Annotated in this window: 29 protein-coding genes; 8 read left to right on the forward strand and 21 right to left on the reverse strand. The window is 70.0% G+C overall.

Going from position 1 to position 25,211, the window contains the following annotated elements; all coding sequences use genetic code 11:
* Positions 1 to 28 precede the first annotated feature (28 nt).
* Positions 29 to 802 (forward strand): hypothetical protein, encoded by a 774-nt coding sequence (locus tag KF892_14495; GenBank protein MBX3626222.1) that lies wholly within the window; start codon positions 29 to 31, stop codon positions 800 to 802.
* On the opposite strand, the gene KF892_14500 is transcribed toward KF892_14495, so the two are convergent.
* Positions 795 to 1,079, reverse strand: a complete 285-nt coding sequence (locus KF892_14500; GenBank protein MBX3626223.1) for a hypothetical protein — start codon at positions 1,077 to 1,079, stop codon at positions 795 to 797. The two genes, KF892_14495 and KF892_14500, sit on opposite strands and share 8 nt — an antisense overlap.
* Positions 1,080 to 1,217: 138 nt before the next feature.
* Here KF892_14500 and KF892_14505 point away from each other — a divergent pair, with 138 nt between their 5' ends.
* Positions 1,218 to 3,716 (forward strand): EAL domain-containing protein, encoded by a 2,499-nt coding sequence (locus tag KF892_14505; GenBank protein MBX3626224.1) that lies wholly within the window; start codon positions 1,218 to 1,220, stop codon positions 3,714 to 3,716.
* A 34-nt stretch (positions 3,717 to 3,750) separates the two neighbouring features.
* Here KF892_14505 and KF892_14510 read toward each other — a convergent pair whose 3' ends face one another.
* The 11 genes from KF892_14510 to KF892_14560 all read right to left on the reverse strand — a co-directional run bounded on the left by KF892_14510 (position 3,751) and on the right by KF892_14560 (position 11,107).
* Positions 3,751 to 4,455, reverse strand: coding sequence for a glutathione S-transferase N-terminal domain-containing protein (locus tag KF892_14510; protein MBX3626225.1), 705 nt, complete (start codon positions 4,453 to 4,455; stop codon positions 3,751 to 3,753).
* Between the two features lie 14 nt (positions 4,456 to 4,469).
* Positions 4,470 to 4,961 carry a DinB family protein gene (locus KF892_14515; protein ID MBX3626226.1) on the reverse strand — a complete coding sequence of 164 codons (492 nt, stop codon included), beginning with the start codon at positions 4,959 to 4,961 and terminating at the stop codon, positions 4,470 to 4,472.
* Positions 4,958 to 5,404, reverse strand: a complete 447-nt coding sequence (locus KF892_14520; protein ID MBX3626227.1) for a hotdog fold thioesterase — start codon at positions 5,402 to 5,404, stop codon at positions 4,958 to 4,960. The genes KF892_14515 and KF892_14520 overlap by 4 nt, the downstream gene beginning before the upstream one ends.
* A 66-nt stretch (positions 5,405 to 5,470) precedes the next feature.
* Positions 5,471 to 6,127: a methyltransferase domain-containing protein gene (locus tag KF892_14525; protein ID MBX3626228.1), complete on the reverse strand. Its 657-nt coding sequence runs from the start codon at positions 6,125 to 6,127 to the stop codon at positions 5,471 to 5,473.
* Positions 6,087 to 6,458: a VOC family protein gene (locus KF892_14530; protein MBX3626229.1), complete on the reverse strand. Its 372-nt coding sequence runs from the start codon at positions 6,456 to 6,458 to the stop codon at positions 6,087 to 6,089. Before KF892_14530 ends, KF892_14525 begins: the two co-directional genes overlap by 41 nt.
* Before the next feature lie 67 nt (positions 6,459 to 6,525).
* On the reverse strand, positions 6,526 to 7,275 hold the full coding sequence (gene soxA, locus KF892_14535; protein MBX3626230.1) for a sulfur oxidation c-type cytochrome SoxA: 750 nt from the start codon (positions 7,273 to 7,275) through the stop codon (positions 6,526 to 6,528).
* Positions 7,272 to 7,592, reverse strand: coding sequence for a thiosulfate oxidation carrier complex protein SoxZ (gene soxZ, locus KF892_14540; protein ID MBX3626231.1), 321 nt, complete (start codon positions 7,590 to 7,592; stop codon positions 7,272 to 7,274). Before soxZ ends, soxA begins: the two co-directional genes overlap by 4 nt.
* A gap of 7 nt (positions 7,593 to 7,599) precedes the next feature.
* Positions 7,600 to 8,025: a SoxY-related AACIE arm protein gene (locus tag KF892_14545; GenBank protein MBX3626232.1), complete on the reverse strand. Its 426-nt coding sequence runs from the start codon at positions 8,023 to 8,025 to the stop codon at positions 7,600 to 7,602.
* A 9-nt stretch (positions 8,026 to 8,034) separates the two neighbouring features.
* The gene (gene soxX, locus KF892_14550) at positions 8,035 to 8,442 is read right to left on the reverse strand and encodes a sulfur oxidation c-type cytochrome SoxX (GenBank protein ID MBX3626233.1); all 408 of its coding nucleotides are present in this window, start codon (positions 8,440 to 8,442) and stop codon (positions 8,035 to 8,037) included.
* Complete coding sequence (locus KF892_14555) at positions 8,442 to 10,601, reverse strand: xanthine dehydrogenase family protein molybdopterin-binding subunit (GenBank protein MBX3626234.1); 2,160 nt, start codon at positions 10,599 to 10,601, stop codon at positions 8,442 to 8,444. Before KF892_14555 ends, soxX begins: the two co-directional genes overlap by 1 nt.
* Complete coding sequence (locus tag KF892_14560) at positions 10,598 to 11,107, reverse strand: (2Fe-2S)-binding protein (protein MBX3626235.1); 510 nt, start codon at positions 11,105 to 11,107, stop codon at positions 10,598 to 10,600. Before KF892_14560 ends, KF892_14555 begins: the two co-directional genes overlap by 4 nt.
* A 131-nt stretch (positions 11,108 to 11,238) precedes the next feature.
* On the opposite strand from KF892_14560, the gene KF892_14565 reads away from it, so the two are divergent.
* Genes KF892_14565 through KF892_14575 form a run of 3 tightly spaced genes read left to right on the forward strand, consistent with a single transcriptional unit; the run spans position 11,239 to position 13,232 of the window.
* The gene (locus tag KF892_14565; protein ID MBX3626236.1) at positions 11,239 to 11,562 is read left to right on the forward strand and encodes a c-type cytochrome; all 324 of its coding nucleotides are present in this window, start codon (positions 11,239 to 11,241) and stop codon (positions 11,560 to 11,562) included.
* The gene (locus KF892_14570) at positions 11,559 to 12,821 is read left to right on the forward strand and encodes an FAD-dependent oxidoreductase (GenBank protein MBX3626237.1); all 1,263 of its coding nucleotides are present in this window, start codon (positions 11,559 to 11,561) and stop codon (positions 12,819 to 12,821) included. Before KF892_14565 ends, KF892_14570 begins: the two co-directional genes overlap by 4 nt.
* 51 nt (positions 12,822 to 12,872) lie before the next feature.
* Complete coding sequence (locus KF892_14575; protein ID MBX3626238.1) at positions 12,873 to 13,232, forward strand: cupin domain-containing protein; 360 nt, start codon at positions 12,873 to 12,875, stop codon at positions 13,230 to 13,232.
* 3 nt (positions 13,233 to 13,235) lie between these two features.
* On the opposite strand, the gene KF892_14580 is transcribed toward KF892_14575, so the two are convergent.
* Both KF892_14580 and KF892_14585 read right to left on the reverse strand, forming a co-directional pair.
* Complete coding sequence (locus KF892_14580) at positions 13,236 to 13,988, reverse strand: alpha/beta fold hydrolase (GenBank protein ID MBX3626239.1); 753 nt, start codon at positions 13,986 to 13,988, stop codon at positions 13,236 to 13,238.
* Between the two features lie 22 nt (positions 13,989 to 14,010).
* Positions 14,011 to 14,427 carry a PaaI family thioesterase gene (locus KF892_14585; GenBank protein MBX3626240.1) on the reverse strand — a complete coding sequence of 139 codons (417 nt, stop codon included), beginning with the start codon at positions 14,425 to 14,427 and terminating at the stop codon, positions 14,011 to 14,013.
* A 132-nt stretch (positions 14,428 to 14,559) separates the two neighbouring features.
* On the opposite strand from KF892_14585, the gene KF892_14590 reads away from it, so the two are divergent.
* Positions 14,560 to 15,462 (forward strand): hypothetical protein, encoded by a 903-nt coding sequence (locus KF892_14590; protein ID MBX3626241.1) that lies wholly within the window; start codon positions 14,560 to 14,562, stop codon positions 15,460 to 15,462.
* A 14-nt stretch (positions 15,463 to 15,476) separates the two neighbouring features.
* On the opposite strand, the gene KF892_14595 is transcribed toward KF892_14590, so the two are convergent.
* On the reverse strand, positions 15,477 to 15,944 hold the full coding sequence (locus KF892_14595) for a TerB family tellurite resistance protein (GenBank protein ID MBX3626242.1): 468 nt from the start codon (positions 15,942 to 15,944) through the stop codon (positions 15,477 to 15,479).
* Positions 15,945 to 16,194: 250 nt separating this feature from the next.
* Here KF892_14595 and KF892_14600 point away from each other — a divergent pair, with 250 nt between their 5' ends.
* Together KF892_14600 and KF892_14605 are read left to right on the forward strand one after the other, a co-directional pair.
* Positions 16,195 to 18,795, forward strand: coding sequence for a VCBS repeat-containing protein (locus KF892_14600; GenBank protein MBX3626243.1), 2,601 nt, complete (start codon positions 16,195 to 16,197; stop codon positions 18,793 to 18,795).
* A gap of 128 nt (positions 18,796 to 18,923) precedes the next feature.
* Positions 18,924 to 19,949: a hypothetical protein gene (locus KF892_14605; GenBank protein ID MBX3626244.1), complete on the forward strand. Its 1,026-nt coding sequence runs from the start codon at positions 18,924 to 18,926 to the stop codon at positions 19,947 to 19,949.
* On the opposite strand, the gene KF892_14610 is transcribed toward KF892_14605, so the two are convergent.
* Genes KF892_14610 through urtB form a run of 6 tightly spaced genes read right to left on the reverse strand, consistent with a single transcriptional unit; the run spans position 19,950 to position 25,156 of the window.
* Positions 19,950 to 20,294 (reverse strand): zinc ribbon domain-containing protein, encoded by a 345-nt coding sequence (locus KF892_14610; GenBank protein ID MBX3626245.1) that lies wholly within the window; start codon positions 20,292 to 20,294, stop codon positions 19,950 to 19,952.
* An 11-nt stretch (positions 20,295 to 20,305) separates the two neighbouring features.
* A complete protein-coding gene (locus KF892_14615) occupies positions 20,306 to 21,535 on the reverse strand; it encodes an acetamidase/formamidase family protein (GenBank protein ID MBX3626246.1) in 1,230 nt (409 codons plus the stop codon).
* Between the two features lie 24 nt (positions 21,536 to 21,559).
* Positions 21,560 to 22,249 (reverse strand): urea ABC transporter ATP-binding subunit UrtE, encoded by a 690-nt coding sequence (gene urtE / locus KF892_14620; GenBank protein ID MBX3626247.1) that lies wholly within the window; start codon positions 22,247 to 22,249, stop codon positions 21,560 to 21,562.
* 13 nt (positions 22,250 to 22,262) lie between these two features.
* Complete coding sequence (gene urtD / locus KF892_14625; GenBank protein MBX3626248.1) at positions 22,263 to 23,006, reverse strand: urea ABC transporter ATP-binding protein UrtD; 744 nt, start codon at positions 23,004 to 23,006, stop codon at positions 22,263 to 22,265.
* A 13-nt stretch (positions 23,007 to 23,019) separates the two neighbouring features.
* Positions 23,020 to 24,216: an urea ABC transporter permease subunit UrtC gene (urtC, locus tag KF892_14630; protein ID MBX3626249.1), complete on the reverse strand. Its 1,197-nt coding sequence runs from the start codon at positions 24,214 to 24,216 to the stop codon at positions 23,020 to 23,022.
* Between the two features lie 25 nt (positions 24,217 to 24,241).
* Positions 24,242 to 25,156: an urea ABC transporter permease subunit UrtB gene (gene urtB / locus KF892_14635; GenBank protein ID MBX3626250.1), complete on the reverse strand. Its 915-nt coding sequence runs from the start codon at positions 25,154 to 25,156 to the stop codon at positions 24,242 to 24,244.
* Positions 25,157 to 25,211: the final 55 nt, after the last annotated feature.

Consider the following 25,211-nt stretch of genomic DNA (forward strand, 5'->3'; position numbering starts at 1 on the left):
GGCTCCTCCGTCTTCCGCCCCTGCCACTTTGCTCGCCCTCAAGCTCCTGCTCGTCCCCGCCTTCCTGCTGATGGTCTCGCTGGCCGGCCGGCGCTGGGGGCCGCAAGTGGCGGGCTGGCTGGCCGGGCTGCCGGTGGTGGCCGGGCCCATCCTCTTCTTCCTCGCGGTGGAGCGTGGCGCGGGCTTCGCGGCCACGGCGGCCACGCTGTCGCTCTCGGCGGTGCTGGCCTCGGTGAGCTTCAGCCTCGCCTTCGCCCACGCTGGGCGGCGCGGGCCGTGGTGGCCGGCCTTGTTCGCAGGGCTGGCGGCTTGGGCGCTCGCCGCCACGGCGCTCGCGCGTTGGCCGCTGCCGATCGGGTGGGCATTGGCGCTGTCGCTGGCCACCTTGTGGATGGCCCCGAGGCTCTTCCCGGCCGTCGCGCCTCAACCTTCGGGCCGCGCGATGGGCCGCGGCGAACTGCTGCTGCGCATGGCCACCGGCGCCGGGCTGACGGTGGGCGTCACCGCCGCCGCGGCGGCGCTCGGGCCGGCCTGGAGCGGGCTGCTGGCGGTGTTCCCGGTGCTGGGCATCGTGCTCGCGGTGTTCTCGCACCGCAGCCAGGGAGGCGGCTTCGCCGCCGCCTTGCTGCGCGCGATGGCGACCGGGCTTTACGCCTTCGTCGCCTTCTGCTTCGTGCTCGCCCTGGCGCTGCCGGCCTGGGGCACGGGCTGGGCCTTCACCGTGGCCACCGTGGCGTCGCTCGCGGTGCAGCTGGCCACCCGCGGGCGCGTGGCCGTGCAGCGCCCGCAGGCGGCTACTTGAAGCACTGGCCGCGCCGCTCCAGCCAGTAGACGACGTTGCCGATCACGGCGATGCTGCCCGAGATGACGGCACTCGCCGTGGCCACCGCCCCCGCGCCCACCAGCAGCGTCACGCAGCCTTCGTTGGCGCAGCCGCCGAACCAGCCGATCTGCTGCACGTCGAGCACCATCTGGCGCTTCTGGATCTTGCAGTCGTCGTCGAACACGATCTCGGTGCGCGGCACCACGATGCAGGCCGACAACAGCAAGGGCAGCAAGAACAGGCTGGGGACTTTCACGTAAGCGCGCACGGGGACGGTCCGATCGTGGTGTTTGCCACAGCCTAACCCACGCTGCACAGGGCACCCGCACCTTTGTGCAAATTGCTCACGGAATGCGCGGCGCGTCGTCAGGGAGCCCCTCCTAACATCGCGACCATGCACCGATTGCTGCTCGTCGAGTCGTCGCCCACCCTGCGCCGCGGCATGGAGAAGCTGCTGCTGCGCCACGGCTTCGCCGTGGTGGCGCTGCCGGCCGACGCGAGCGCGCTCGACACCTTCGACCAGGAGCTGTCGCGCGGCCTGGCCACGCTGATCCTCGGCTGGTCGAACACGCCGGCGGCCGTCTGCGAGGCCTTCGTGCAGCGCCTGCAGAAGCCCGACTGCCAGCAGCTCGCGGTGGTGGTGCTCGCCGCCGACCCGGCGCGTGTCGACGCGGGCCTCTCGTCGGGGCGCGCCTACACCCGCGTGCAGCGCCTGCAGCGCCCGTCTGAAGTGCCGCGCCTGGTGCGCGGCCTGCTGGCCCAGGTGGCCAGCGAGCTGCGGCCCGATGCCGAGTCGCCCGCGGCGCTGAAGGTGCTGCTGGTCGACGACTCGCGCACCAGCCGCACCAAGTACCAGCGCCTGCTGCGCCACCACGGCTATGCGGTGGTCGCCTGCGAAGACGCCGAAGCCGCGCTCGAGCGGGTGCAGACCGAGCACTTCGACCTCGCCGTCATCGACTACTTCATGCCCGGCATGAACGGCGCCGCACTCTGCCGCGCGTTGCGCGAGCTGCCCGCCACGCGCGACATGACGCTCGCCGTGCTCACCGGCTCGTATGAAGAAGGCCTCATCAGCGACTGCCTCGAAGCCGGCGCCAGCGAGTGCATGTTCAAGAACGAGTCCGACGAACTCGTGGTCGCCCGCGTCGACAGCATGGCGCGCCTGTGCGAGCGCGAGCGCCGCCTGAAGGAAGAAGGCCAGCGGCTGGAGCTCATCCTCTCGTCGGTGGGCGACGGCGTGTACGGTGTCGACCGCCACGGCCGCATCACCTTCGTCAACCCGGCTGCGCTGCGCCTCCTGCAGTGCACGCACGAAGACGAGCTCGTGGGCCTGTCGGCGCACGAGCGCCTGCACCACCGCGACGAGCGTGGCCGCCCGGTGCCGGCCGAGACCTGCTTCCTGCAGCAGGCCTACGAGCTGGGCGATTCACTCAGCAACTGGGAGACGGTGTTCTGGCGCGCCGACGGCGAGATGCTCAACGTGGAATGCACGGTGCGCCCGCAGCATCAAGGCGACGAGTGCGTGGGCGTGGTCGTCGCCTTCCGCGACATCGCCGAGCGCAAGCGCCACGAGGCCGAGACGCAATGGCAGCTGCGCCACGACCACCTCACCAAGCTGCACAACCGCCGCCACTTCGAATACATGCTGGAGCAGGAGATCTTCCGCCTGCGCCGCAGCGCCGAGCAGAGCGCGCTGCTCTTCATCGACCTCGACCGCTTCAAGCACATCAACGACACCGCCGGCCACGCCGCCGGCGATGCGCTCTTGGCGAGCATCGGGCGCAAGCTCAAATCGCGCTCGCGCCAGTCCGACCTCGTGGCGCGGCTGGGCGGAGACGAGTTCGCGGTGCTCCTGCGCAACGTCGACGACGGCAGCGTGCTCGCACTCGCCGAGAAATTCCGCGCCATCCTCGACGACGGCAACTTCAGCCACGGCGGGCGCGAGTTCGAGGTCTCGGGCAGCGTGGGCATCGCGCGCCTGAGCCGCCACACGCTCTCGCCGGCGTATGCGATGAACTGCGCCGACGCCGCCTGCCACATCGCCAAGCGCGAAGGCCGCAACCGCATCCACATGTTCGACCTCGGCGGCGACGCCGGCGCGCTGGCCACGCTGCAGCAGTCGTGGTCGGAGCGGCTCAAGATCGCACTCGCCGCCGGCAACTTCGCGCTGCAGTTCCAACCCATCTTCGACCTGCGCCGCCTGCCCGAGGAGGCGGCCGACGAGCTGCCGGGCGAGGCCGTCTACGGGCACGAGGTCTTCGTGCGGCTCGATGACGTCGACACCCTGCTCGCCCCACGCGCCTTCCTCTCGCAGGCCGAGCGCTTCGAGCTGATGCCCGCGCTCGACGGCTGGGTGATGGACCGCATCGCGCTCATGCTCGCCCGAGAGGCGCGGCCCGTCACCTCGCGCTTCCACCTCAACGTGGCCACCGCCTCGCTGCTCGACGCGGGTTACCTCGCCCGCCTCACGACGCTGCTGCGCGAAGGGGCCTTCGCGCCCGGCCAGCTGTGCCTGGAGATCAAGGAAAGCGAACTCGCCGGCCAGCTGCAGGCGCTGCTGCCGGTGCTGGGCGAGCTGCACCAGCTCGGCGTGCGCCTGCTGCTCGACGAATACGGCCGTGGCCTCGGTGGCCTCGGCCACCTGCGCGGCCTGCCGCTGTCGGCCGTCAAGCTCGACGGCAGCCTGGTGCAGGGCCTCGCCGGCGACGAGGTGGGCGTGCTGATGGTGCGCGCCATGACCGACCTCGCCCACGCGATGAAGGCGGTGGTGATCGCCCCGCTGATCGAAGACAACACCGTGCTGCAGCGCCTGCGCAGCGCCGGGGTCGACTACGCCCAGGGCTTCGTGCTCGGCGAGCCACGCACGAGCTGGTCGGAGCTGGCCGCGCACTGAGCGCCGCCAGGCGGTCAGTGCTTGGCGCGGCGGCTCAGCCCGGCCGCTTCGGGATCTGCAGCCCGCGCTGCACCGCCGGGCGGGCCTTGAACGCCTCGAGCACCCGCTGCACCTGCTTGAAGTCGGCAAAGCCGACCAGCTCGCCCGCGCCGTAGAAGCCCACGAGGTTGTTGACCCAGGGGAAGGTCGCGATGTCGGCGATGGTGTACTCGTCGCCCATGCTCCAGGTGCGGCCGGCGAGGTGCCTGTCGAGCACGCCCAAGAGCCGCTTGCTCTCGGCCACGTAGCGGTCGCGCGGGCGCTTGTCTTCGTAGTCCTTGCCGGCGAACTTGTGGAAGAAGCCGAGCTGGCCAAACATCGGGCCGATGCCGCCCATCTGGAACATCAGCCACTGCAGCGTCTCGTAGCGCTTCGCCACGTCGACCGGCATCAGCTGGCCGGTCTTGGCCGCGAGGTAGACGAGGATCGCACCCGACTCGAAGAGCGCCAGCGGCTCGCCGTTGGGCCCGTGCGGGTCGATGATGGCGGGGATCTTGTTGTTCGGGTTCAGCGAGATGAACTCGGGCGAGAGCTGGTCGTTGGTGTTGAAGTCGACCAGGTGCGGCTCATACGGCAGGCCGGTCTCTTCGAGCGCGATCGACACCTTCACGCCGTTGGGCGTGGGCAGCGAGTAGAGCTGCAGGCGGTCGGGGTGCTGGGCGGGCCACTTCTTCGTGATGGGGAAGTCGTTGAGGTTCATGGGGGTCGTGGAGGTCAGGCGCGCCGGGAGGGCTCGGACTGGTGGAGGAATCGGGTGAAGAGGTCGCGCGGCGGCGTGAGCGCGGCACTCTTCATCAGGCGGCCGACTTCGCCGCGGTGGTAGGCGCCGTGCGTGATGACGTGGGCGAGGATCTCCTCGCGCGACATCAGGCCCTTGTCGCCGTCGGTGAAGGTGAAGGCCAGGCGCTCGTCGAGCTGCGGCTGGGTGAGCTCGCGCGTGTAGTCGACGTACCAGCGGTCGAGTTCGGCCACCGCGTCGCGCAGCTGCGCCACGGTGGGCGTCTCGGGTGTGTTGGTGCCGTCCAGGCCGTGCGCTTGCCCGCTCAGGTGGCCGCGGAAGATGCGGTCCACCGTGTGGATGTGGTTGAGCGTGCGCAGCGCGGTGTGGCGGTTCGCGTCGTCGAGCTGGTCGAGCTGCGCGAAGAACTGCGCGTTGATCCAGGCTTTCTCCTGGAAGAGAGACTGCAAGAGGGTCGATGCGCTCATGACGTGGCTCCTTTTGCATCATCGGGAACGAGCACCGCCATCGTGATGCGCGACAGGCAGGTGAGCTTGCCTTCCTCGTTCTTGATCTCGATCTGCCACACCTGCGTGGTGCGGCCGATGTGCACCGGCCGCGCCGTGCCCGTCACCCAGCCGCCCGTCACCGGGCGGATGTGGTTGGCGTTGATGTCGAGCCCCACCACGCGGTGGCCTTTCGGTGCGGCGAAGGCCGCGCCACAGGAGCCGAGCGTCTCGGCCAGCACCACCGACACCCCGCCGTGCAGGATGCCAGCCGGTTGCTTGGTGCGCTGGTCGACCGGCATGCGGGCGCTGAGGTAGTCGTCCCCCAGCTCCGTGAACTCGATGCCGAGGTGCTCGGAGGCGGTGTTGACGCTGATCTTGGTGAGCAGCTCGACGGAGGCAGGTTGTTTCCAGATCGCAGGCATGGCGGTGCGGGTGGCCGGGAAGCGGCGAGTGTGGCAGAGCCTCGTGCTTCGTGCAGGCCGCGGGGTTCAGGCCGGGCGTTCGTAGACGAGGCGTGTCCAGGTGACACCAGCCGCCTGGTTGTGCAGCTGGCGCGATGGGGTGCGCAGGCGCAGCCGCGGCAGCAGGCCGTTCCGTGCGGCGAGGGCATCGGTTTCTTCGGCGCTCACCTCGAACATGCGCCGGCCTGCCGGCACGGGGCCGTGGCGCAGCGCCATCACGAGGCGGCCGCCCGGGGCGGTCAAGGCGGCCAGGTGCGGGAAGGCTTCGCGGCGCTCGCCAGCATCGAGGTGCATCCACACGGCGGTGAGCATCACGAGCGCGTGCTGCTCGCGCCGGGCGCGCGCGTGCGTGAGGTCGGGCAGGCCGTCGTCGAGCCAGGTGATGCGCGGCGAGCCGTGCAGGCGCCGGCCGGCTTCGCGCAATTCGGCGGTCGGCTCCACCGCGAGCACCGTGTGCCCCCGGTCGGCGAGCCAGGCGGCATCGGCCCCGGTGCCGGCACCAATGTCGAGCACGCTCGACGGCGCTGCCGGCAACAGGTGCAGCACCTCGCTGTGCTTGTGCTCGAAGCCGAGCGCCTCGTACTGCTCGACGAGCGCCTGCGCCTGTTCGGCATAGCCCTGCGTGCCCGGCCTCACGGCGAACTCACGCCGGCTTGTGGCACACGGCCTCCACGTTGTGCCCATCCGGGCCGATGACGAAGGCGCCGTAATAGTTCGGGTGGTAGTGCGGGCGCAGGCCGGGGCCGCCGTTGTCCTTCGCGCCGGCCGCCATCGCGGCCTTGTAGAAGGCGTCGACGTCGGCGCGGCTGTCGGCGCTGAAGGCGAGGTGCAGCTTCGCGGGCTTCTCGTCGGTGGGGTGGATCCACAGCGTGGGCTTGCCCTGGCGGCCGAGGCCGGCGCCGGCACCGGGCGGGCCTTCCATCGCGACCGCGTAGCCCAGCGGCGCGAGGGCCGCCTTGAAGAACGCCATGCTGGCGGCGTAGTCGCTGACGCCGAAACCGAGGTGATCGATCATGCAAACCTCCTGGGGATGTGGGGGCGGGCCAGCTTGCCACGCGTGACAGGCGCCGTCATGCGCCAAGTCAAGGCCGCACGGCGGGCGACTCGATCGCCATGCCCTGGTCGCGCTTCGCAAGATACAGCTCCAGTTCGACCAGCGCCATGTCACCAAACGGGTAAGGCTCGGCGCGCACACCGGTGAGGCAGTTGCGCAGGCGGCGCTGCAGCGAGCCGAGCGATTGCCACTCCAGGCGGTACAGCGGGTAGCCGTTCGCATGGCCCTGCGGGATGCGGCTGCCGCCCAGGCGCAGGCCGGCGCGCTGGTCGTGGCATTGCGCGCACGAGAGGTCGAGCTGGCCGAGGCGCTGGCGGTACATCGCCTCGCCACGCGCGCGATACGGCTGCAGGCGGGCGTCGTCGGGCGGTGCGATGGGCAGGCCGCGCGACTGGTGGGCGACGAAGCTTTCGAGGGCCAGCAGCTCCGGGCCCTCGTAGGCGAGCGGCGCGGCCTTCTGGTGGCGCTCGCGGCAGAGGTTGAGGCGCTGGGGCAGGTTCACCGGGCGCTGCAGCACCGCGTCGATCGCCGGGTAGCGTGGGGCCACGCCGCGCATCGAGGCCACCGTGTGGCAGCCGCTGCAGGCCGGGCGGTCGCCGGGCGGTGGCTTGGCCCACAGGGCCGCGCCCTCCTGCACCCACAGCATGCCGGGGTTCTGCAAGTCGTCGCGCTGCATGGCCTGCGTCTCGCGGCTCATGTCGTCGAAGCCGGAGCGGCGCGCGTCCTGGGCCCACACCGCGGTGGCCGCACAGGCGAGGAGCAGCGCCACGAACTTCATGTGACGGTGATCTTCACGCTCTCGCTTTGCTGGAAGCCGTTGTCGCCGGTCCATTCGAATTGCAGCGTGCCGCTCTCGGTGGCCACGGTGCTGAAGACGATGTACGGGTTGGCGGCCACGGCGGGGTACAGCTCGGCGTTGAAGACGAGCTCGCCGTTGTAGCGGCAGCTGAAGTGGGTGATGAGGTCGCGCGGCTTGGTGGTGCCGTTGGCGTCGGGGCGGAAGCCGGTTTCCATCACGTGCGCGATGAGCGTGCGCAGCTCGATCACCTCGCCTTTCCTGGCGGTGCTGGGGGCGGTGATCAGGGTGCGGGCCATCGTGCGCTCATTCCAGGCAGGCGGCGAGCGTGACCAGCACGTCCACCGCGTCCGACCAGTAGCTGCCGTCGCTCAGCCGCGCCACGGCGACGAGCTGCTGCGAGGTGGCGAGCCGGATGCGCGTCGACACCTGCGCGCGGCCCGAGCGCGGCGTGAGCGTGAAGCGCACCACGTCGCGCTGCGGGTTGCGGTCGTTGAAGACGGCGATGCCGGTCACGTGCGCCTCGGGCGTCATCGGGCTGTCGACGCTGACGGTGATGGGCACCGCGTTGCCGTTTTCCACCAGCGGCGGCACGTCGAGCTTCACCTTGCCGCGTGTCACCGGCTTGCCGTCGGCATAACCGCGGATGGCGGCCTCCATCTCCGACGAGGTGGCGTGCGCCGGCAGCACCACCACGGCTCCGAGGGAAAGAAGCGCATCGCGTCGATTCATGCCACGACCCTACTTCAGCGTGACCAGCCAGGCGACCACGTCTTCCACCTCCTGCGCCGTCAGCAAGGTCTTGCCGCGCAGCGCCGGGGCCACGCGCGTGAGCCCGTCGCTGCGGTGGTACGCCGGCATGATGGTCTCGGGGTTGAAGCGGCGTGCGTCGACCACGCGCGCGCGCAGCTGGCCGGCGCTGTAGCGGCTGCCCACGCCCGCAAGATCCGGCGCGAGCGTGCCCTGGAAGCGGTCTTCGGGAATGGGTGCGGTGTGGCACAGCAGGCACAGGCCCGCCTGCCGGCTGGCCGCGATGGCACGACCGCGCGCCGCATCGCCGGGTGTGGCGGTGAGCGGTGGCAGCGTGTCACCCGGCGGTGTGGCGCAGGCGGCCAACAGCAACAACGGCAGCGCAAGCAATCGCCGCATCAAGCCTTCTTCAAGCTGTGGTGCCGCAGCGGCAGGTCGCGGATGCGCTTGCCGGTGGCGGCGAAGATCGCGTTGAGCACCGCTGGCGCGGCCACCGCGATGGTGGGCTCGCCCACCCCGCCCCAGAAGCCGCCCGACGGCATGACGATGGTTTCGACCTGGGGCATGCCGTCCATCTGCAGCACGGGGTAGGTGCTGAAGTTGTCTTGCTCGATGCGGCCGTCTTTCACGGTGCACTCGCCGAAGAGCGCGGCCGAGAGCCCGTAGACGAACGAGCCTTCCACCTGCGCCGCGATCTGCTGCGGGTTCACCGCATGGCCCGGGTCGGTGGCGGCCACGATGCGGTGGATCTTGAGCTTGCCCTCGTCGCTCACCGAGACCTCGGCACACGCGGCGACATAGCTGCCGAAGCCCATCGTCTGCGAGAGGCCGCGGTACACGCCCGCCGGCGCCGGTGTGCCCCAGCCGGCGCGCTCGGCCGCCGCGTTGAGCACCGCCAGGTGCTTCGGGTGGTTCGCCATCAGCGCGCGGCGGAAGGCGAGCGGGTCGGTCTTCGTCGCATGCGCCAGCTCATCGATGAAGCACTCGAGGTAGATGGTGTTCTGGTTCAGGTTGACCCCACGCCAGAAGCCGGGCGGCACATGCGGGTTGCGCATCGCATGGTCGACGAGCAGGTGCGGCACGCTGTAGCCGATCGACGCTTCGGGCCCCGGCGGGTTGAGCCCCTGGAAAACGACCGGGTCCTTGCCGTCGCGGATCATCTGCGGGAACACACCCGCGAGGATCGACTGGCCTGAGATGCGCATGTGTAGCGCCTGCAGCTTGCCGTCGGCATCGAGCCCCGCGCGCAGCTTGCACTGCGTGACGGGGTGGTAGCGGCCGTGCGTCATGTCTTCCTCGCGCGACCAGATCAGCTTGACCGGCGTGCCGGGCAGTTGCTTGGCGATCGCCACCGCCTGGTGCACCCAGTCGTGCACCGCGCCACGCCGGCCGAAGCCGCCGCCGAGCAGCAGCTTGTAGACCTCGCACTTCTCGGCCGGCAGGCCCGAGGCTTCACTGGCGGCGGCCAGCGCCGCTTCGCCGTTCTGCGTGGGTGTCCAGGCCTCGCATTTCTCCGGCGTGTACTTCACCGTCGCGTTCATCGTTTCCATCGTCGCGTGGTTCTGGAAGGGGTACGAATACACCGCTTCGATCACCCGCGCGCTGCTGGCGAGTGCCGCCTTGGCGTCGCCGTTGCTGTTGCCGACCACCGCCTGCGGGGCGTCGAGGCCTTCCTTCAGCATCGCCGCGATGTCGGCGCTCGACACCTTCGCGTTCGGCCCTTCGTCCCACTCGATGGGCAGCGCATCGAGCGCGCTCTTGGCGTGCCACCAGGTGTCGGCCACCACGGCCACGGCGCTCTCGCCCACGCGCACGACCTTCTTCACGCCGGGGCGTTTGGCGATGGCCGCTTCATCGATGCGCTTCACCTTGCCGCCGAAGACCGGGCAGTCTTTGATCGCCGCGTTGAGCATGCCGGGCAGTTGCAGGTCGCTGCCGTAGATTTGCGCGCCGGTGGTCTTGTCGATCGTGTCGAGGCGGGCGAGGGGCTTGCCGGCGAGCTTCCAGTCCTTCGGGTCTTTCAGTTTCACGTCGGCGGGTGGCGTGAGCTTCGCGGCATCGAGCGCGACCTGGCCGTAGCGGAGCGTGCGGCCGCTCGGCGTGTGCGTGATGAGGCTGTTGGCCGCCGTGCATTCGCTCGCCGGCACCTTCCACTGGTCGGCCGCGGCCTGGACGAGCATCACGCGCGCGGTGGCCCCACCCTTGCGCACGTACTCATGCGACTCGCGGATGCCGCGGCTGCCGCCGGTCGAGAAGTTGCCCCAGGCGCGCTTGCGCGCGAGGTTCTGCCCCGGCGTGGGGTACTCGGTCGTGACCTTGGCCCAGTTGGCCTCGAGCTCTTCGGCCACGAGTTGCGCGAGGCCCGTCAGCGTGCCCTGGCCCATCTCGGAACGAGCGATGCGGATCACGATGGTGTCGTCGGGTTTCACCACCACCCAGGCGTTGATCTCGGGCGTGGCGGTCGGTGTCGCCGCGCGCGCGAACGGAATGTGGAAGCCGACGACGAGTCCGGCCGAAGCGCCCACGAAGGAACGGCGAGAGAGCGTCACGGTGTTCATGCCCGGCCCCCTTCCGCCACGATGTGCTGGATGTCGACCGCCAGCTTCTTCATGTCGCCACCCTTCGCCGCCGCCTTGATCGCGGCGCGCACGCGGTTGTAGGTGCCGCAGCGGCAGATGTTGGTCATGGCCGCATCGATGTCGGCATCGGTCGGGTCGGGCTTGGCCTTGAGCAGCGCCGCCGCGGCCATGATCATCCCGGACTGGCAGTAGCCGCACTGCGGTACGTCCATCGCCTGCCAGGCCTTCTGCACCGGATGGTCGCCCTGGGCCGACAGGCCTTCGATGGTGACGATCTTCTCCTTCGCGCCCACCGACGACACCGGCCGCACGCAGCTGCGGGTCGGCTGGCCGTCGATGTGCACCGTGCAGGCGCCGCACTGCGCGATGCCGCAGCCGTACTTCGTGCCGGTCAAGCCCAGCTGCTCGCGCAGCACCCACAGCAGCGGGGTGTCGGGTTCGACCTTGAGGGTGCGCGGTGTGCCGTTGACGTGAAGGGTGGCCATCGAAACGTCTCCTCGTGGCGGTCGGGGTGGATGAGGCAGGCGAGCATGCGGCAAGGCTAAAACCCTGACGTGACAGGGGAATGGGGTGGTGCGGCGCAAGATGCGGCGCCTCACGACGCGGAGACCCACGCATGGCGAGACGACACGCGAGCATTCTTCTGGCCGGCCTCGTGGCGGCGGCCGCAGCCCCGGCGCAGACGGCCGCCCCCCTCGCCACGCGCTCGCTCGCCGCCACCTGCGCCGCCTGCCACGGCACCGACGGCCAGGCCGTCGGCGGCGCCGGCATGGCGAGCCTGCGCGGGCTCGACCGGCAGTACCTGCGGGCGCAGCTCGTCGCGTTTCGCGACGGCAGCCGCCCCGCCACCGTGATGCACCAGATCGCCAAGGGCTACACACCCGAGCAGATCGACCAGCTCGCCGCCTACTTCGCGGCCCTGCCGAGGGTATCGCCATGAAGCGCCGCCGTCTGCTGCTGGGCGCGGGGGCCGCCACCACGCTCGCGGCCTGCGGCACCCCGGCCACCCGCGTGCCGGCGCGAGCGCAGGTCGTGGTGGTGGGCGGTGGGTATGGCGGAGCGACGGCCGCGCGCTACGTGCGGCTGCTGTCCGACCACCGCATCGACGTCGTGCTGATCGAGCCGCAGGCGAGCTTCGTCTCGTGCCCGGTGTCGAACCTGGTGCTGAGCGGCCTGCGCAGCCTGGCCGACATCACCACACCGTATGACACGCTCGTCTCGCGCCACGGCATCCGCTGGGTGCGCGACCGTGCCACGCGCCTCGACACCATGGCCAAGACCGTCACGCTCGCCAGCGGGGCCGCGATCGGCTACGACACGCTGGTGGTCTCGCCCGGCGTGGAGCTGCTCTTCGACGAGATCGCCGGCCTGCGCGCCGCGCACGCGAGCGGCCAGGTGCTGCAGGCGTGGAAGGCCGGGCCCGAGACACTGGCGCTGCGCCGCCAGCTCGAAGCCATGCCCGACGGGGGCGTGTATGCGATCTCGGTGCCCGAGTCGCCCTACCGTTGCCCGCCCGGGCCCTACGAGCGGGCGAGCGTGATCGCGGCCTACTTCCAGCGCGCCAAGCCGAAGTCGAAGGTGCTGATCCTCGACGCCAACCCCGACGTCACCTCCAAACCCGCGCTCTTCAAGAAGGCCTGGGCTGAGCTCTACCCCGGCATGGTGGAGTTCCGGCCCCTGCACAAGGTGGTCGGCGTGGAGGGCCGGCGTGTGCGCATCGAAGTGCAGGACGACGTGCAGGCCGACGTGCTGAACCTGCTGCCGCCGATGCGCGCCAACACCATCGCGGCCGAGAGCGGGCTCATGAACGCCGGGCGCTGGTGCAAGGTCGATTGGCTCAGCTTCGAGTCGACCGCCGCGAAAGACGTGCACGTGCTCGGCGATGCGGTGCTCGCCGCGGGCGGCATGCCCAAGAGCGCCCACATGGCCAACGCACACGCCAAGGTGGCGGCGGCCGCCATCGTCGCGCGCCTGCGTGGCCTGCCGGTGAACCCGCAGCCGATGCTCACCAACACCTGCTACAGCTATGTGGGCGATGCGAGCGCCATCCACGTGGCGAGCGTGCACGAATACGTGGTGGCCGAGGCCACCTTCAAGCCGGTGCCCGGCTCGGGCGGCGTCTCGGCGCAGCGCAACGAGGCCGAGGCCGCCTACGCGGCGGGTTGGGCGCGCAACATCTGGGCCGACACCCTGGGCTGACAGGCTCGGCAGATCTCGCGCCCCGGCCTGCTTTTTGCGAGCAGCCCGGGCATGAGCCCGATCCGCATCTTCCCCAGTGCCGAGTTCTTCCAGCCCACCACCGAGGGCGAGCCGCTGCGCACCGTGGTGGTGGAGACCGCCGATGCGGTGATCGTGGCCTGGCACGTCGCGCCCGGCCAGTGCATCCCGGCCCATGTGCACCCCGAGGGGCAGGACACCTGGACCATCCTCAGCGGCACCGGCCAATACCGGCTCGACCCCGAAGGCACGGCCCGCGAGGTCTACGCGGGCGACGTGGTGGTGGCGCCGCGCGGCTTCGTGCACGGCGTGTTCAACCACGGCCGCCATCCCTTGCGCTTCATCTCGGTGGTGTCGCCGGGCAGTGCCGGCTACGAACGTCTGCCCGACTGAGCCTCAGCGCGCGCCGCTCAGCAGGCCGGCGTAGCCGGGGGCAAGCGAGATGTCGTTGTGGCCGGTGCCCGGCAGCAGGTGCAGGGTGGCGCGGCCCGCGGCGAAGCGGGTCATCAGCGTCTCGGTGCTGTCGCGCGGGATCACCTCGTCGTGCTCGGCCATCAGCACCGTGGTCGGCGCCTGCACCTGCGCGGCGTAGCGCCACGACGCGTATTTGTCGAGCAGCAGCCAACGCACCGGGAAGACACGAAAGCGTGCCGCCGCGATGTCTTCGATGCTGTCGTAGGGCGTGACCAGCACCAGCCGCGCCGCCGGCCGCCGGCTCGCGAGGCGCGTGGCCACACCGCTGCCGAGGCTGCGACCGATCACCGTGACCTGCGGGTGCTGCCGGTGCACCTGGTCGAAGAGCGCGAGTGCGTCGTCGGCGATGTCGGCCTCGGTCGGCTTGCCGCGGCTTGCGCCATAGCCGCGGTAGTGCAGCAGGTAGAGCGCATGCTGCGGAAAGGCCTGCGCGAGCGGCGCGAAGGCCTGCGTCACGTCTTCGCCGTTGCCCCCGAAATACACCACCGCCTGTGCGCCCGGCAGCGCGCGGTGGCTGGCGACCACGCCCACGCGCCCGTCGACCGGCACGAGCGGCGTGGCCACATGCGCCGGCTGCGGGAAGTAGAGCAGCGAGCGCTGGAAGAAGAGCGCCGCGCATGCGGCCACGTAAGCCAGCACGGCAACGACGAGAAGGCTGCTCAGCACGCGCCGCATGGCCTCAGCTCGACAACCAAGGTCAGCCCGCCTTTCCGTACAACACCATCTGCGTGCAACGGAAGAGTGCGATCGTCTTGCCGGTCTCGCGGTGCGTCACCACCGAGTCCCACACCTGCGTGTTGCGGCCTTTGTGCACCGGCGTGGCGGTCACCTCCACCGTGCCGTCGCGGGCCGTGCCGAGGTGGTTGGACTTGAGCTCGATGGTGGTGAAGCCCACGGCACCGTCGGGCAGGTTGGCCAGGCAGCCGAAGCCGGCCGCGGTGTCGGCCAGCGTGACCACGCTGCCAGCGTGCAGGAAGCCGTTGGGCGCCATCAGGAATTTCTCCACCGGCATCTCGGCGCGGATCACGTCCGGCCCGCCCTGGGTGATGGTGATGCCCAGGTGCCCGGGGAGGTTGTGCGCAGCGCGCTGGTTGAAGTCGTCGGCGGTCCGCATGGCTCGATGGGGTGAGTGAGGTGGCGTCGATTCTGCCGAGGCGCCGCCATTCCTGCTGACGCGGGCAGCAGTTGTCTTGGCCGCCGGCTTGTGACACGCTGGCTGCACAGGCTCGCCCCACGAGGTCAGGCCATGCATGAACGGAGACAACACGGCCACGCACGATGGGCCGTGCCGGTCGCAGCCGGCGCGGTGGGGGCATGGCTGTGGCTGGCACAGCCGGCACCCCCCGGGCCCCACCCCGCCGTCGTCACCGCGCCGGCGCCAGTTGCATCGGCCCAGCGGCTGGCCACCGCCCCCACGCTGCCCTACACCCGCCCACCCGTGCTGCGCACCCCCACGCCACGGGCCTCACCGCCGCGCCGCCCGACCGGTGTGGCCGAGGTCTGCGGCTACGGCGAGGTGCAGCTGCCACCCGACGACCCCGACCCGGTGCAGCGCATTCCACCCGATGTGCGCCGCGCGGCGCTGGAGGCGATGGACGCGCTGATGCTCGCAAGCGACGACGACCAGGTGCGCGCCGCGGCCCTTTGGATGGGCGCCCGCCTGCGTGGCCGCGAGGTGACGAGCCGCATCGAGCAGATCGCGCGCCTCGCGGCCGCCTCGCGAGACCCTTTCGTCTACGCCATCGCCCTCGAAGCCTGCCGCGGCCGGCAGGGGCCCGAGGGCGGCTCGTGCAACCTCCTGAGCACGGCGCAGTGGGTGCGGCTCGACCCCGACAACGCCGTGCCCTGGCAGGCCCTCGCCGCCGAAGCCCGCGCACGCGACGAGCCGCAAGCCGAAGACGAAGCCCTGCAACTGGCCGCGCTCGCCGCCCGCTCCGACGTGCACACCGGCCGCCTGCCGCGCCTGGTCGACAAGGCACTCGGCCCGCAGGTCACGGCGCTGCAACGCACGCTCGCCCTCAGCGCCGGCCTGAGCGCGGAAGCGGTGTGGTCGGCATCGCACGGGGTGGCGGTGGTGCACACCGCGCAGGGCTTCGACCTCAGCTGCGAGGGCATGCAGCGCCGGCTGGCGCTCAACAGCGTGCGCTGAGCCGGGCCCGCGCCTCAGCCGATGCCGGCTTCCTTCTCGGCCCGCAGGCGCGCATTGACGTAGGCGCCCTGCGGCACGTGCAGCAGGTCGGCGATGCGCCACAGCACGTGGCGTTCGTGCGCGCTCAGGTGGCCGTCGGCGTAGGCCACGCGCCACATGTGCTCGACCATGCGCAGCTTCTGCGGCATCTCGAAACGCTCGTTGATGCGCGAGGTGAAGCTGAAGAGGTCGGTGGCGCGCTTGGCCGCGTCTTCAGCCAGCTCGGTGAGGCGCTGGGCTTCGTCGTCGGACAGCGCGAACTTGTCGCGCAGGCCAGCCAGCACCGCCTCGCGCTCGCCGGCGTGGAAGCCGGGGTCGGCGCGCATCACCTCGACCAGCATCACCGCGGTGGCGAGCTGCAGCGCGTGTTCGGCGGCGGCGGGGTCGGTGGCCGCCGCGGGCGGGCACAGGCTGTCGAAGAGGTCTTTCAGCGTCTTGAGCATGCGCCGATGATGGCACCGCACGCCGCGCGGCCCGCTCGCCCAGGCGCGTAAACCCTCGGTGCAACGATACGAATCGTTGCACTCTCCAGGGACGCACCGCTCGGCCTCGCCCGCCATCCCTAGAGTCGGGTGGTAGGGTCTTCCGAAAAGGGAAGTCGCGACTGCCAAAATTTTCAACACCTGTTGCCTTCCGAGGTGGTCGATGGTGTTGTCAAGCTTGGCTGGCACATGGCGTGTACGGCGTTTTCTGGTGAGTTCCCTGGTGGTCGCCGGCCTTCTGGCCGGCTGCGGCGGCGGCGGTGACGACGGCACGGCCGCAACCGGCGGCACCGACCAGACCACCCCCGGTGTCGACGACGCCGAAGGCCTGGGCCTCGACGGCCTGCTCGGCCGCGGCAGCGAATACTTCCCGCTCGGCCAGCAAGACCAGTGGGTCTACCGCACCGGCGACGGCGGGCAGCTCAAGTTCAAGGTGACGGGCCGCGAGCGCGTGGGCGAGATCGACACCAGCGTCATCAGCCACAACGTGCCGGGCTTCGCGCCCTTCGAGCAGGTCAACTTCGCGGTCAACGGCCGCGCGCTGCGGCAGGTGCCCGGCCCGAACGCCGGGCCGGTGCTGCAGGCGCTCGGCCCGCTCGACGTGATGCGCTTCCCGCTCACCCCGGGCGAGCGTTTCACGCAGGTCGACCGCACGGTCGACGCCGGCGTCGACATCGACGGCGACGGCCGCAACGACATGCTCAGCGTGCGTTCCGACGTGACCATGGTCGGCTTCGAGCTGCTCACGCAGACCGAGGCCGGCCGCTTCGCCCGCACCGCGCACTTGCGCACCCACATCGAGCAGACGCTCGTGGCCTCAGCCACCGCCACCCGCTCCACCATCACCGCCACCATCGACGACTGGTACGCGCCGGGCGTGGGCCTGGTGCGCAGCCGCGGCGTCTTCCGCGACGGCGAGGCGGTGCAGAACACCAGCCAGAGCCTGCTCGCCTACCGCGTGGGCGGCCGGCGCAGCGATGCGATCGCGCCCACTGTCACCACGCTGGACCCGGCCCCGCGCAGCCTCAACGGCAGCCGCACGGTCGTGAACGTCGACTTCAGCGAGCCGCTCGATGCCGATGCGCTGGTGCCCACCAGCGTGGCGGTCACCGATGCAAACGGCCGCGCGGTCTACGGCAACCTCTCGCTCAACGGCAGCCGCCTCACCTTCGTGCCCTACGAGCCCTGGCCGAGCGGCGTGTACACCGTGCGCCTGGGCGCAGGCCTGGTCGACCTGGCGGGCAACGCGCTGCGCCCGCGCAGCTGGGCCTTCACCATCGAAGCCGAGGCCCCCACCGCGGTGCGGCTGTCGCCGGCCCGCGATGCGGGCGACGTGGCGCTCGACGCCGTGCTGCGCGCCGAGTTCAGCGAAGCGCTGGCCGCGAGCACCGTGCCCGGCAACGTGCACCTCTTCGACACCGCCACCGGCACCGAGGTCGCGGCCACCGTGACGCTCGTGAACCCGCGCTCGATCACCATCCGCCCGCAGGCCCCGCTGCAACGCGCCACGCGCTACCTGGTGCAGCTCGACCCGGCGATCACCGACCTGCGCGGCAACCCGCTCCTGATGAGCCAGCCCTGGACCTTCGGCACCGACCCCGGCCTCTTCGGCTACCCCACGCTCGTGCAGCCGCAGTACGCCCCGGAAGCCGTGGCCATCGGCGACGTGAACGGCGACGGCCTCGACGACGTGGTGATGAGCACCTATTTCTCGTTCGACCCCGCCAACGACTTCAAGCTCGTGGTCTACCTGCAGCAGGCCGACGGCACGCTGGCCGCGCCGGTGCGTTATTCGAACGCCAGCTACAGCGAGTGCAAGGCCAGCTCGCTGGCGATCGCCGACCTCGACGGCGACGGCCGGAAAGACGTGGCCATCGCCCAAGGCGGCTGCGGTGTCGAGATCTTCCTGCAGCGCCCCGACGGCACGCTCGCGAGCGGCAACTGGCTGCCCTACGGCGAATCGCACCGCATCCGCGCCGCCGACGTCAACGGCGACGGCCTCGCCGACCTCGTGGGCATGAGCGCGCAGACCGGCCAGGTGGCCGTGTGGTACCAGGTCGGTGGCCGCATCTCGCTGCCGACCTTCTACCCGGTCGATGCCGGTGGCGGCAGCGTCTTCACCGCGGGCGACCTCGACGTGGGTGACCTCAACGGCGACGGCCGCCCCGACATCGTGGTCAGCAACCCCAATGGCGACGCGGCCCGCTCGATCGCCGTGCTGTACCAGCAGGCCGACGGCCGCTACGGCGCGCCGCTCACGCTGAGCGTCGACAGCAGCTGGGCCGCACGCGGCGTGGCGATCGGCGACCTGAACGGCGACGGCCGGCGCGACCTCGCCGTCACCTGGGGCGGTGCGGCGCCAGCTGCGCTCTCGGTCTTCTACCAGCGCACCGACGGCACGCTCGCGCCGCCGGTCACGCTCACGAGCCTCGACTACCCGGGCGCCATCGAGATCGCCGACTTCAATCAAGACGGCCGCCTCGACGCCGTGGTGGCGCACGACGGTTGGGGCAGCGTGGGCGTCTACCTGCAGGCGGCCAACGGCACGCTGCAGGCCGAGGAGCGTTTCGCCGGCACCGACGGCAGCGCCAACCCGCACGGCCTCGCGGTCGGCGATCTCAACGGCGACGGCCGCATCGACATCGCCCAGGCCGGCGTGTCGGTGCTCTACAACCGCGGCACGCCGACGGCGGCGGCGGCCAGCGAGCGCCGCATGGGCAGCACGGCCGCCGCGCCCAAGCTGCGCTGGTGGCTGGGCGTGGGCGGGCGCGCCTCGTCGCAGGCACCGCAAGCGCGCGCCAACGCGCGCTGAGCGACGGCTTGCGCCCCCGGGCCGGCATTTCGCACCGGCCCGCGGCGCTTCGTCGCACCGGCCTCGCGGCGCCCTCCCGGGTTGGGAAGAATGGCTTCATTCCCACACCCCACCCCAGGAGGACACGCATGCGCTTCCGCTTCGCTTCGACACTCGCCGGGCTGGCGCTGGCCGCCCTGTGCAGCGTGCCCGCCTCGGCCCAGGTCGGCCTGCAGCGCGAGACCTGGACCCTCGCCAACACCGAAGGCCCCGCCGACACGGTGCCCGGCATGGTCTGGTACCCCACCGACGCGAAGAGCGACAGCCTGCGCTTCGGCCCGTTCCGCCTGCAGGCCGCGCTCGGCGCCACGCCCAAGCAGGGCCGCCACCCGCTGGTGCTCGTCTCGCACGGCAACGGCGGCACCGACGTCGGCCACGCGTGGCTGGCCGAGACGCTGGCCACCGCCGGCTACGTGGTGGTGGCGATCCGCCACCCGGGCTCCAACTACCAGGACATGAGCGCCCAGGGCCGGCCGGCCTATTTCACCGAGCGGCCACGCCACCTCTCGAAGGTGCTCGACCAATTGCTCGCGAGCGAGCGCTGGGCCCCGCTGATCGACACCACACGCATCGCCGCCCTCGGCACCTCGGCCGGTGGGCACACCGTGCTGGCGCTGGCCGGTGCGCAGGTCCAGCCGGCACGGCCCGCGCTGCATTGCAGCGTGCAAGGCCGGGGCCTCGACGAAGACCCCACCATGTGCTTGCAAGGCGGCTTCACCAAGGCCCGGCCGGCGCCGGTGCCGGTGGGCGCCTCGCAACCGATCGACCGCCGCGATGCGCGCATCCGCGCCGTGGTGGCCGACGTGCCGCTGGCAACAGGCCTCGCCCCCGAGTCGCTGCCCGGCATCACCGTGCCGCTGCTCATCCAGTACGGGGCGCGCGACGACAACCTGGTGCCGCGTTTCCACGCCGAGGCGCTGTGCCAGGCCCTGCCCAAGGCCACCTGCTTCCGCGACGAGCGCGCCGGCCACCACGCCATCTTCCAGATGGGCACCGGCCGCCTCGGCCCGCCGGGGCTCGACCCGGCCGAAGACCCGGACGGCTTCGACCGCGCCGCGTGGCAAGCCGCAGCGGGCCCGCGCATCACCGCCTTCCTCAACGCCGCCCTGCGGTGATCAGTGGCTGATCATCCAGGGCCGCTTGCTGGGGAAGGCCTTGGCCCCGTTGGGTGCGGTGACGGTGGCCTTGCGCTTCGTGCCCGTCGAGCAGCAGCCGCAACCCGACGGGTGCTTGAGCCGCGCGTAGTCGCTGGAACGCTGGGGCTCGTGGCGCGCCCGCTCGTTGACGTCCATCGCGCGGCGCGTCGTGCTCTCCATCAGGCCGAGCCGCGGCGCGGTCGCAAACACACGCGGCGAGGGCGCGCCGCAGTCGGGGCAGGCCGCGGCCTCGTTGCGCATCGCGAGCGTGCGGAAGGCATCGAAGCCACCGCAGTCGGCACAGGCGTAGTCGTAGGTCGGCATGCGTGCTCCCTCTAGACGAGGTCGGGTGAGAGCGGCATCTGGATAGACCCGTCGATGAACTTCTGCGGCCCGGCCGCATTCGGGTTGATGTCGAAGTCGAAGATCTGCGTGGGCAGCCACAGCGTGGCACACGCATTCGGCACGTCGACCACACCGCTGATGTGGCCCTGCACCGGCGCCGTGCCGAGGATGGAATAGGCCTGCGCGCCCGAGTAGCCGAACTTCTTCAGGTACTCGATCGCGTTGAGGCAGGCCTGGCGGTAGGCCACGTTGACGTCGAGGTAGTACTGCTTGCCGCTCTCGTCGACGCTGATGCCTTCGAAGATCACATAGTCGTTGTAGGTCGGCGTGATCGGGCTGGGCTTGAAGATCGGGTTCTTGATGCCGTACTTGGCCATGCCGCCCTTGATGAGGTTGACCTTCATGTGCACCCAGCCGGCCATCTCGATGGCGCCGCAGAAGGTGATCTCGCCGTCGCCCTGGCTGAAGTGCAGGTCGCCGACCGAGAGGCCCGCGCCGTCGACGTAGACCGGGAAGAAGATCTTCGAGCCGCGCGAGAGGTCCTTGATGTCGCAGTTGCCGCCGTGCTCGCGCGGCGGCACGGTGCGCGCGCCGGTGGCGGCCGCTTTCGTGAGCGCATCGCCCTTGAGCTTGCCCATGTGCGCCGTGCCGGCGAAGGGCGGGTTGGCGAGGCCGGTGTTGGCCGGGTCGGAATCGATCAGCGCCTGCTCGCGCGTGTTCCACGTCTCCAGCATCTTCGGGTCGGGCAGGCAGCCAATGAGGCCGGGGTGGATGAGGCCCGCGTACTTCACGCCCGGCACATGGCGCGAGGTGGTGAACATGCCGTGGAAGTCCCAGATCGACTTCTGCGCCTGCGGGAAGTGCTCGGTGAGGAAGCCACCGCCGTTCTTCTTCGAGAAGAAGCCGTTGAAGCCCCAGAGGCTGTCGTCCTTGGCGCCGATGTCGAGCAGGTCCACCACCAAGAGGTCGCCGGGCTCGGCACCTTTCACGCCCACCGGGCCGCTCAGGTAGTGCACGGTGGTGAGGTCGATGTCGCGCACGTCGTCGGCGGAGTCGTTGTTCTTGATGAAGCCGCCGGTCCAGTCGTAGGTCTCGAGCACGAAGTCGTCACCGGGGTTGACCCAGCAGGCCATCGGGATGTCGGGGTGCCAGCGGTTGTGCACCTTCTCGTTCGACGGGGCGGGCTGGGTCAGGTCAACCTTGATGAGGGTTTCGGGCATGGTGGGCTCCTCGGTGTGGATGGGTCAGACGGAGAGGTATTGCTTGATGTGCGCGACGTCGGTGTCGGCACGCTTGGTTTCGTGCACCAGGCGGCCGCCTTCGATGACGAAGAGCCGGTCGGCCACGTCCATCGCGAAGCTCAGCACCTGCTCGCTCACGACGATGGTGATCTCGCGCAGCTTGCGGATCTCGTTGAGCGCCTTCGCGATGTCCTTGATGATGGAAGGCTGGATGCCTTCGGTGGGCTCGTCGAGCAGCAGCACCTTGGGGTTAGTGACGAGCGCGCGCGCAATGGCGAGCTGCTGCTGCTGGCCGCCCGAGAGGTTGCCGCCCTTGCGGCGGCGCATGTCCCACAGCACCGGGAAGAGCGCGTAGATCTCCTCGGGGATGCGCTTGTGCTTCGCGTTTTCGAGCCCGGTCTGGATGTTCTCTTCCACCGAGAGCGTCGGGAAGATCATGCGGCCCTGCGGCACGTAGGCGATGCCCTTGGCCACGCGGCGGTAGCTCTCGTCGTGGCTGATCTCGGAGCCCGCCACCTGCACGCTGCCGCTCTTGGTGGGCAGCACGCCCATCAGGCTCTTGAACAGCGTGGTCTTGCCCATGCCGTTGCGGCCCATGATGGCGACGGTCTCCTTGGTGTTCGCCTCGAACGAGATGCCGTGCAGCGCTTCGCTCTGGCCGTAGGCGACGTAGAGGTCCTTGACGTTCAGCATGTGTGGGTCCTGTTCAATGGCCGAGGTAGACGTCGATGACCTTGGGGTCGTTCTGCACCTTCTCCATCGACCCTTCGGCGAGGATCTTTCCCTGGTGCATCACGGTGACCTTGTGGGCGATCTGCTTGACGAAGTCCATGTCGTGCTCGATCACGATCACCGCGCGGTTGGCGCAGATGCGCTTGAGCAGCTCGGCGGTGAGCTCGCGTTCGCGCGCGCTCATGCCGGCGATGGGCTCGTCGAGCATCAGGAGCTCGGGCTCCTGCATGAGCAACATCCCGATCTCCAGCCACTGCTTCTGGCCGTGGCTCAGGAGGCCCGCTTCCATCGCGAGCATCTCGGCGAGGCCCACTTCCTCGGCCACCACCTGCACCCGCGCCTTCACCTCGTCGCTGCATTGGAAGAAGAGCGCGCCCAGCACCGAGCGGCCTTTCGGGAACGAGACCTCCAGGTTCTGGAAGACGGTGAGGTTCTCGTAGATCGAGGGCGTCTGGAACTTGCGGCCGATGCCGCGGCGCACGCGGGTGTGCTCGGCGAGTTTCGTCAGCTCTTCGTTCTTGAACTTGATGCTGCCGGCGCTGGCTTTCGTCTTGCCGCAGATCAGGTCGAGCAGGGTGGTCTTGCCGGCGCCGTTGGGGCCGATGATCACGCGCAGCTCGTTCTTGTCGATGTAGAGCGTGAGCGCGTCGATGGCCTTGAAGCCGTCGAAGCTGACGGTGAGGTCTTCGACCGCCAACGCGAAGTCGGTGTTGCTCATGGGACTTTCCTCCTCAGGCCTGCTGGCCGCTCAGCGTGGGGTTCAGGGGCTTGGGCGCGGGGCGCGGCGCCGGCGGCTCGGGGTAGGAGGCCTGGGCGGCGGCCACCCGCTCGCGGATCGAGCGGCGCTCGGCCTGGCGCTTCTGCCACCACGGCTTGAGGTGGCTCTCGACCAGGCCGGCCAAGCCGTTCGGGAAGGCCATCGTCACGCCGATGAAGAGGGCGGCCATCAGGAAGAGCCAGAGGTCGGGGAAGGTCTCGGAGAAGAGCGTCTTGCCCGCGTTCACCAAGAGCGCGCCGTACACCGCGCCGACCAGGCTCATGCGCCCACCCACCGCGGCGTAGATCACCATTTCGATCGAGGGCACGATGCCCACGAAGCTCGGCGACATGAAGCCCACCTGCAGCGCGAAGAGCGCACCGCCGATGCCCGAGAGCGCCGCCCCCAAGCAAAACACCGCGACCTTGAACATCGCCACGTCGTAGCCGGAGAAGCGCACCCGGTCTTCCTTGTCGCGCATGGCGAGCAGCAGCGTGCCGAGCTTGCTCTTCTGCACCCAGGCGCAGAGCACGATGCTCGCGAGCAGCAGCGCGCAGCACACGTAGTAGAGGATGACCTTGGCGCTGTCGGTGCGGATGTCCCAGCCGACGAGCGTCTTCAGGTCGGTCATGCCGTTGACGCCGCCGGTGTAGCCCTGCCGGCCGATGATGAGCACCGAGAGGATCAGCGCCACCGCCTGCGTGATGATGGCGAAGTACACCCCGCCCACGCGGCGCTTGAACATCGCGTAGCTGATGATGAAGGCGAGCAGCGTCGGGATCGCGATCACCGCGAAAAGCGTGAAGGGCAGGCTCTTGAACGGGATCCAGAACGTGGGCAGCTCGGTGAGCTGGTTCCAGTCCATGAAGTCGGGGATGCCCGGCGTGCTCTGGATCTTGGTGCTCACCGGGTCGCTGGCTTCCAGCTTCAGGAACATCGCCATCGCATAGCCGCCGAGCCCGAAGAACACACCTTGCCCGAGGCTCAGCACGCCGCCGTAACCCCACACCATCACCAGGCCGATGGCGACGAAGGCATACGTGAGGTACTTGCCGACGAGGTTGAGTCGGAAGACGTCGAGCGTGAGCGGCAGCACCGCGAGCAGGAAGACCGCGAGGATCAGCGTGCTGCCCGTACCGGGCTTCAACAACCACTTCTTCAAGGGAATCATTCCGAGTACTCCAGAGAACTGCAGGTCAGCGCCGCACCTTCACCGCGAACAGCCCCTGCGGCCGCGCCATCAGGATCAGCACGATCAGCGAGAGCGTGAGCACCTTGGCCATCGAGCCGGTCATGAAGAACTCGCTGATCGACTGCGTCTGCGCAATGCCGAAGGCCGAGGCCACGGTGCCAAGCAGGCTGGCCGCGCCGCCGAAGGTGACGACGAGGAAGGCGTCGACGATGTAGAGCGAGCCGCTGGTGGGCCCGGTGGAGCCGATGGTCGTGAAGGCCGCACCCGCCACGCCGGCGATGCCGCAGCCGATGGCAAACGTGAGCCGGTCGGTCTTCTTCGTGTTGATGCCGATCGCATTGGCCATCTGGCGGTTGCTCACCGTGGCACGCACGCGCAGGCCCCAGCGGCTCTTGTAGAGCGCGAGCATCACGCCGCCCGTCACCACGGCGGTGAGCGCGAGCACGAAGAGCCCGTTGATGGGAATGTCGAGCCCTTCCTTGGGCGACCATGAGCCCATCAGCCACTCGGGCAGCGTGGGGCTCACTTCCTTCGGGCCGATGCCGGTGCGGAAGCACTGCTGCAGCGCGAGGCTCACGCCCCAGGTGGCCAGCAGCGTGTCGAGCGGTCGCTTGTAGAGGTGGCGGATCAACGCCCACTCGACCAGCCAACCCGCGATGAACGCGAACACGAAGGCCACGACGATGGCGAGCGGGAAGTAGTAGGGCACGAAGCCCGGCGCGAACTTCTCGGTGAGCGTGCTGCCGAGGAAGATGGTGTAGGCGCCGATGGTCATGAACTCGCCATGCGCCATGTTGATCACGCCCATCTGCCCGAAGATGATGGCCAGGCCCAGGCCCATCAGCAACAGCACCGAGAAGAGGCTCAGGCCGGCAAAGCCTTGCATGAGCCCGATGTTCATGAATTCGGAGAAGGTCATTCGCGGCTCCGGGAAGAGGGGTCGACTCGCCCCACACCACCGTTCGGGCTGAGCC

This window comes from Rhizobacter sp., from assembly GCA_019635355.1.
Classification (GTDB): domain Bacteria; phylum Pseudomonadota; class Gammaproteobacteria; order Burkholderiales; family Burkholderiaceae_C; genus Rhizobacter.

Bases quoted from the DNA above. Each gene is read 5' to 3' on its own strand.
- KF892_14505 (MBX3626224.1), top strand. From the start codon at position 1,218: ATGCACCGATTGCTGCTCGTCGAGTCGTCGCCCACCCTGCGCCGCGGC.
- KF892_14510 (MBX3626225.1), bottom strand. From the start codon at position 4,455: ATGAACCTCAACGACTTCCCCATCACGAAGAAGTGGCCCGCCCAGCAC.
- KF892_14515 (MBX3626226.1), bottom strand. From the start codon at position 4,961: ATGAGCGCATCGACCCTCTTGCAGTCTCTCTTCCAGGAGAAAGCCTGG.
- KF892_14520 (MBX3626227.1), bottom strand. From the start codon at position 5,404: ATGCCTGCGATCTGGAAACAACCTGCCTCCGTCGAGCTGCTCACCAAG.
- KF892_14525 (MBX3626228.1), bottom strand. From the start codon at position 6,127: ATGGGCACAACGTGGAGGCCGTGTGCCACAAGCCGGCGTGAGTTCGCC.
- KF892_14530 (MBX3626229.1), bottom strand. From the start codon at position 6,458: ATGATCGATCACCTCGGTTTCGGCGTCAGCGACTACGCCGCCAGCATG.
- soxA (MBX3626230.1), bottom strand. From the start codon at position 7,275: ATGAAGTTCGTGGCGCTGCTCCTCGCCTGTGCGGCCACCGCGGTGTGG.
- soxZ (MBX3626231.1), bottom strand. From the start codon at position 7,592: ATGGCCCGCACCCTGATCACCGCCCCCAGCACCGCCAGGAAAGGCGAG.
- KF892_14545 (MBX3626232.1), bottom strand. From the start codon at position 8,025: ATGAATCGACGCGATGCGCTTCTTTCCCTCGGAGCCGTGGTGGTGCTG.
- soxX (MBX3626233.1), bottom strand. From the start codon at position 8,442: ATGCGGCGATTGCTTGCGCTGCCGTTGTTGCTGTTGGCCGCCTGCGCC.
- KF892_14555 (MBX3626234.1), bottom strand. From the start codon at position 10,601: ATGAACACCGTGACGCTCTCTCGCCGTTCCTTCGTGGGCGCTTCGGCC.
- KF892_14560 (MBX3626235.1), bottom strand. From the start codon at position 11,107: ATGGCCACCCTTCACGTCAACGGCACACCGCGCACCCTCAAGGTCGAA.
- KF892_14565 (MBX3626236.1), top strand. From the start codon at position 11,239: ATGGCGAGACGACACGCGAGCATTCTTCTGGCCGGCCTCGTGGCGGCG.
- KF892_14570 (MBX3626237.1), top strand. From the start codon at position 11,559: ATGAAGCGCCGCCGTCTGCTGCTGGGCGCGGGGGCCGCCACCACGCTC.
- KF892_14575 (MBX3626238.1), top strand. From the start codon at position 12,873: ATGAGCCCGATCCGCATCTTCCCCAGTGCCGAGTTCTTCCAGCCCACC.
- KF892_14580 (MBX3626239.1), bottom strand. From the start codon at position 13,988: ATGCGGCGCGTGCTGAGCAGCCTTCTCGTCGTTGCCGTGCTGGCTTAC.
- KF892_14585 (MBX3626240.1), bottom strand. From the start codon at position 14,427: ATGCGGACCGCCGACGACTTCAACCAGCGCGCTGCGCACAACCTCCCC.
- KF892_14590 (MBX3626241.1), top strand. From the start codon at position 14,560: ATGCATGAACGGAGACAACACGGCCACGCACGATGGGCCGTGCCGGTC.
- KF892_14595 (MBX3626242.1), bottom strand. From the start codon at position 15,944: ATGCTCAAGACGCTGAAAGACCTCTTCGACAGCCTGTGCCCGCCCGCG.
- KF892_14605 (MBX3626244.1), top strand. From the start codon at position 18,924: ATGCGCTTCCGCTTCGCTTCGACACTCGCCGGGCTGGCGCTGGCCGCC.
- KF892_14610 (MBX3626245.1), bottom strand. From the start codon at position 20,294: ATGCCGACCTACGACTACGCCTGTGCCGACTGCGGTGGCTTCGATGCC.
- KF892_14615 (MBX3626246.1), bottom strand. From the start codon at position 21,535: ATGCCCGAAACCCTCATCAAGGTTGACCTGACCCAGCCCGCCCCGTCG.
- urtE (MBX3626247.1), bottom strand. From the start codon at position 22,249: ATGCTGAACGTCAAGGACCTCTACGTCGCCTACGGCCAGAGCGAAGCG.
- urtD (MBX3626248.1), bottom strand. From the start codon at position 23,006: ATGAGCAACACCGACTTCGCGTTGGCGGTCGAAGACCTCACCGTCAGC.
- urtC (MBX3626249.1), bottom strand. From the start codon at position 24,216: ATGATTCCCTTGAAGAAGTGGTTGTTGAAGCCCGGTACGGGCAGCACG.
- urtB (MBX3626250.1), bottom strand. From the start codon at position 25,156: ATGACCTTCTCCGAATTCATGAACATCGGGCTCATGCAAGGCTTTGCC.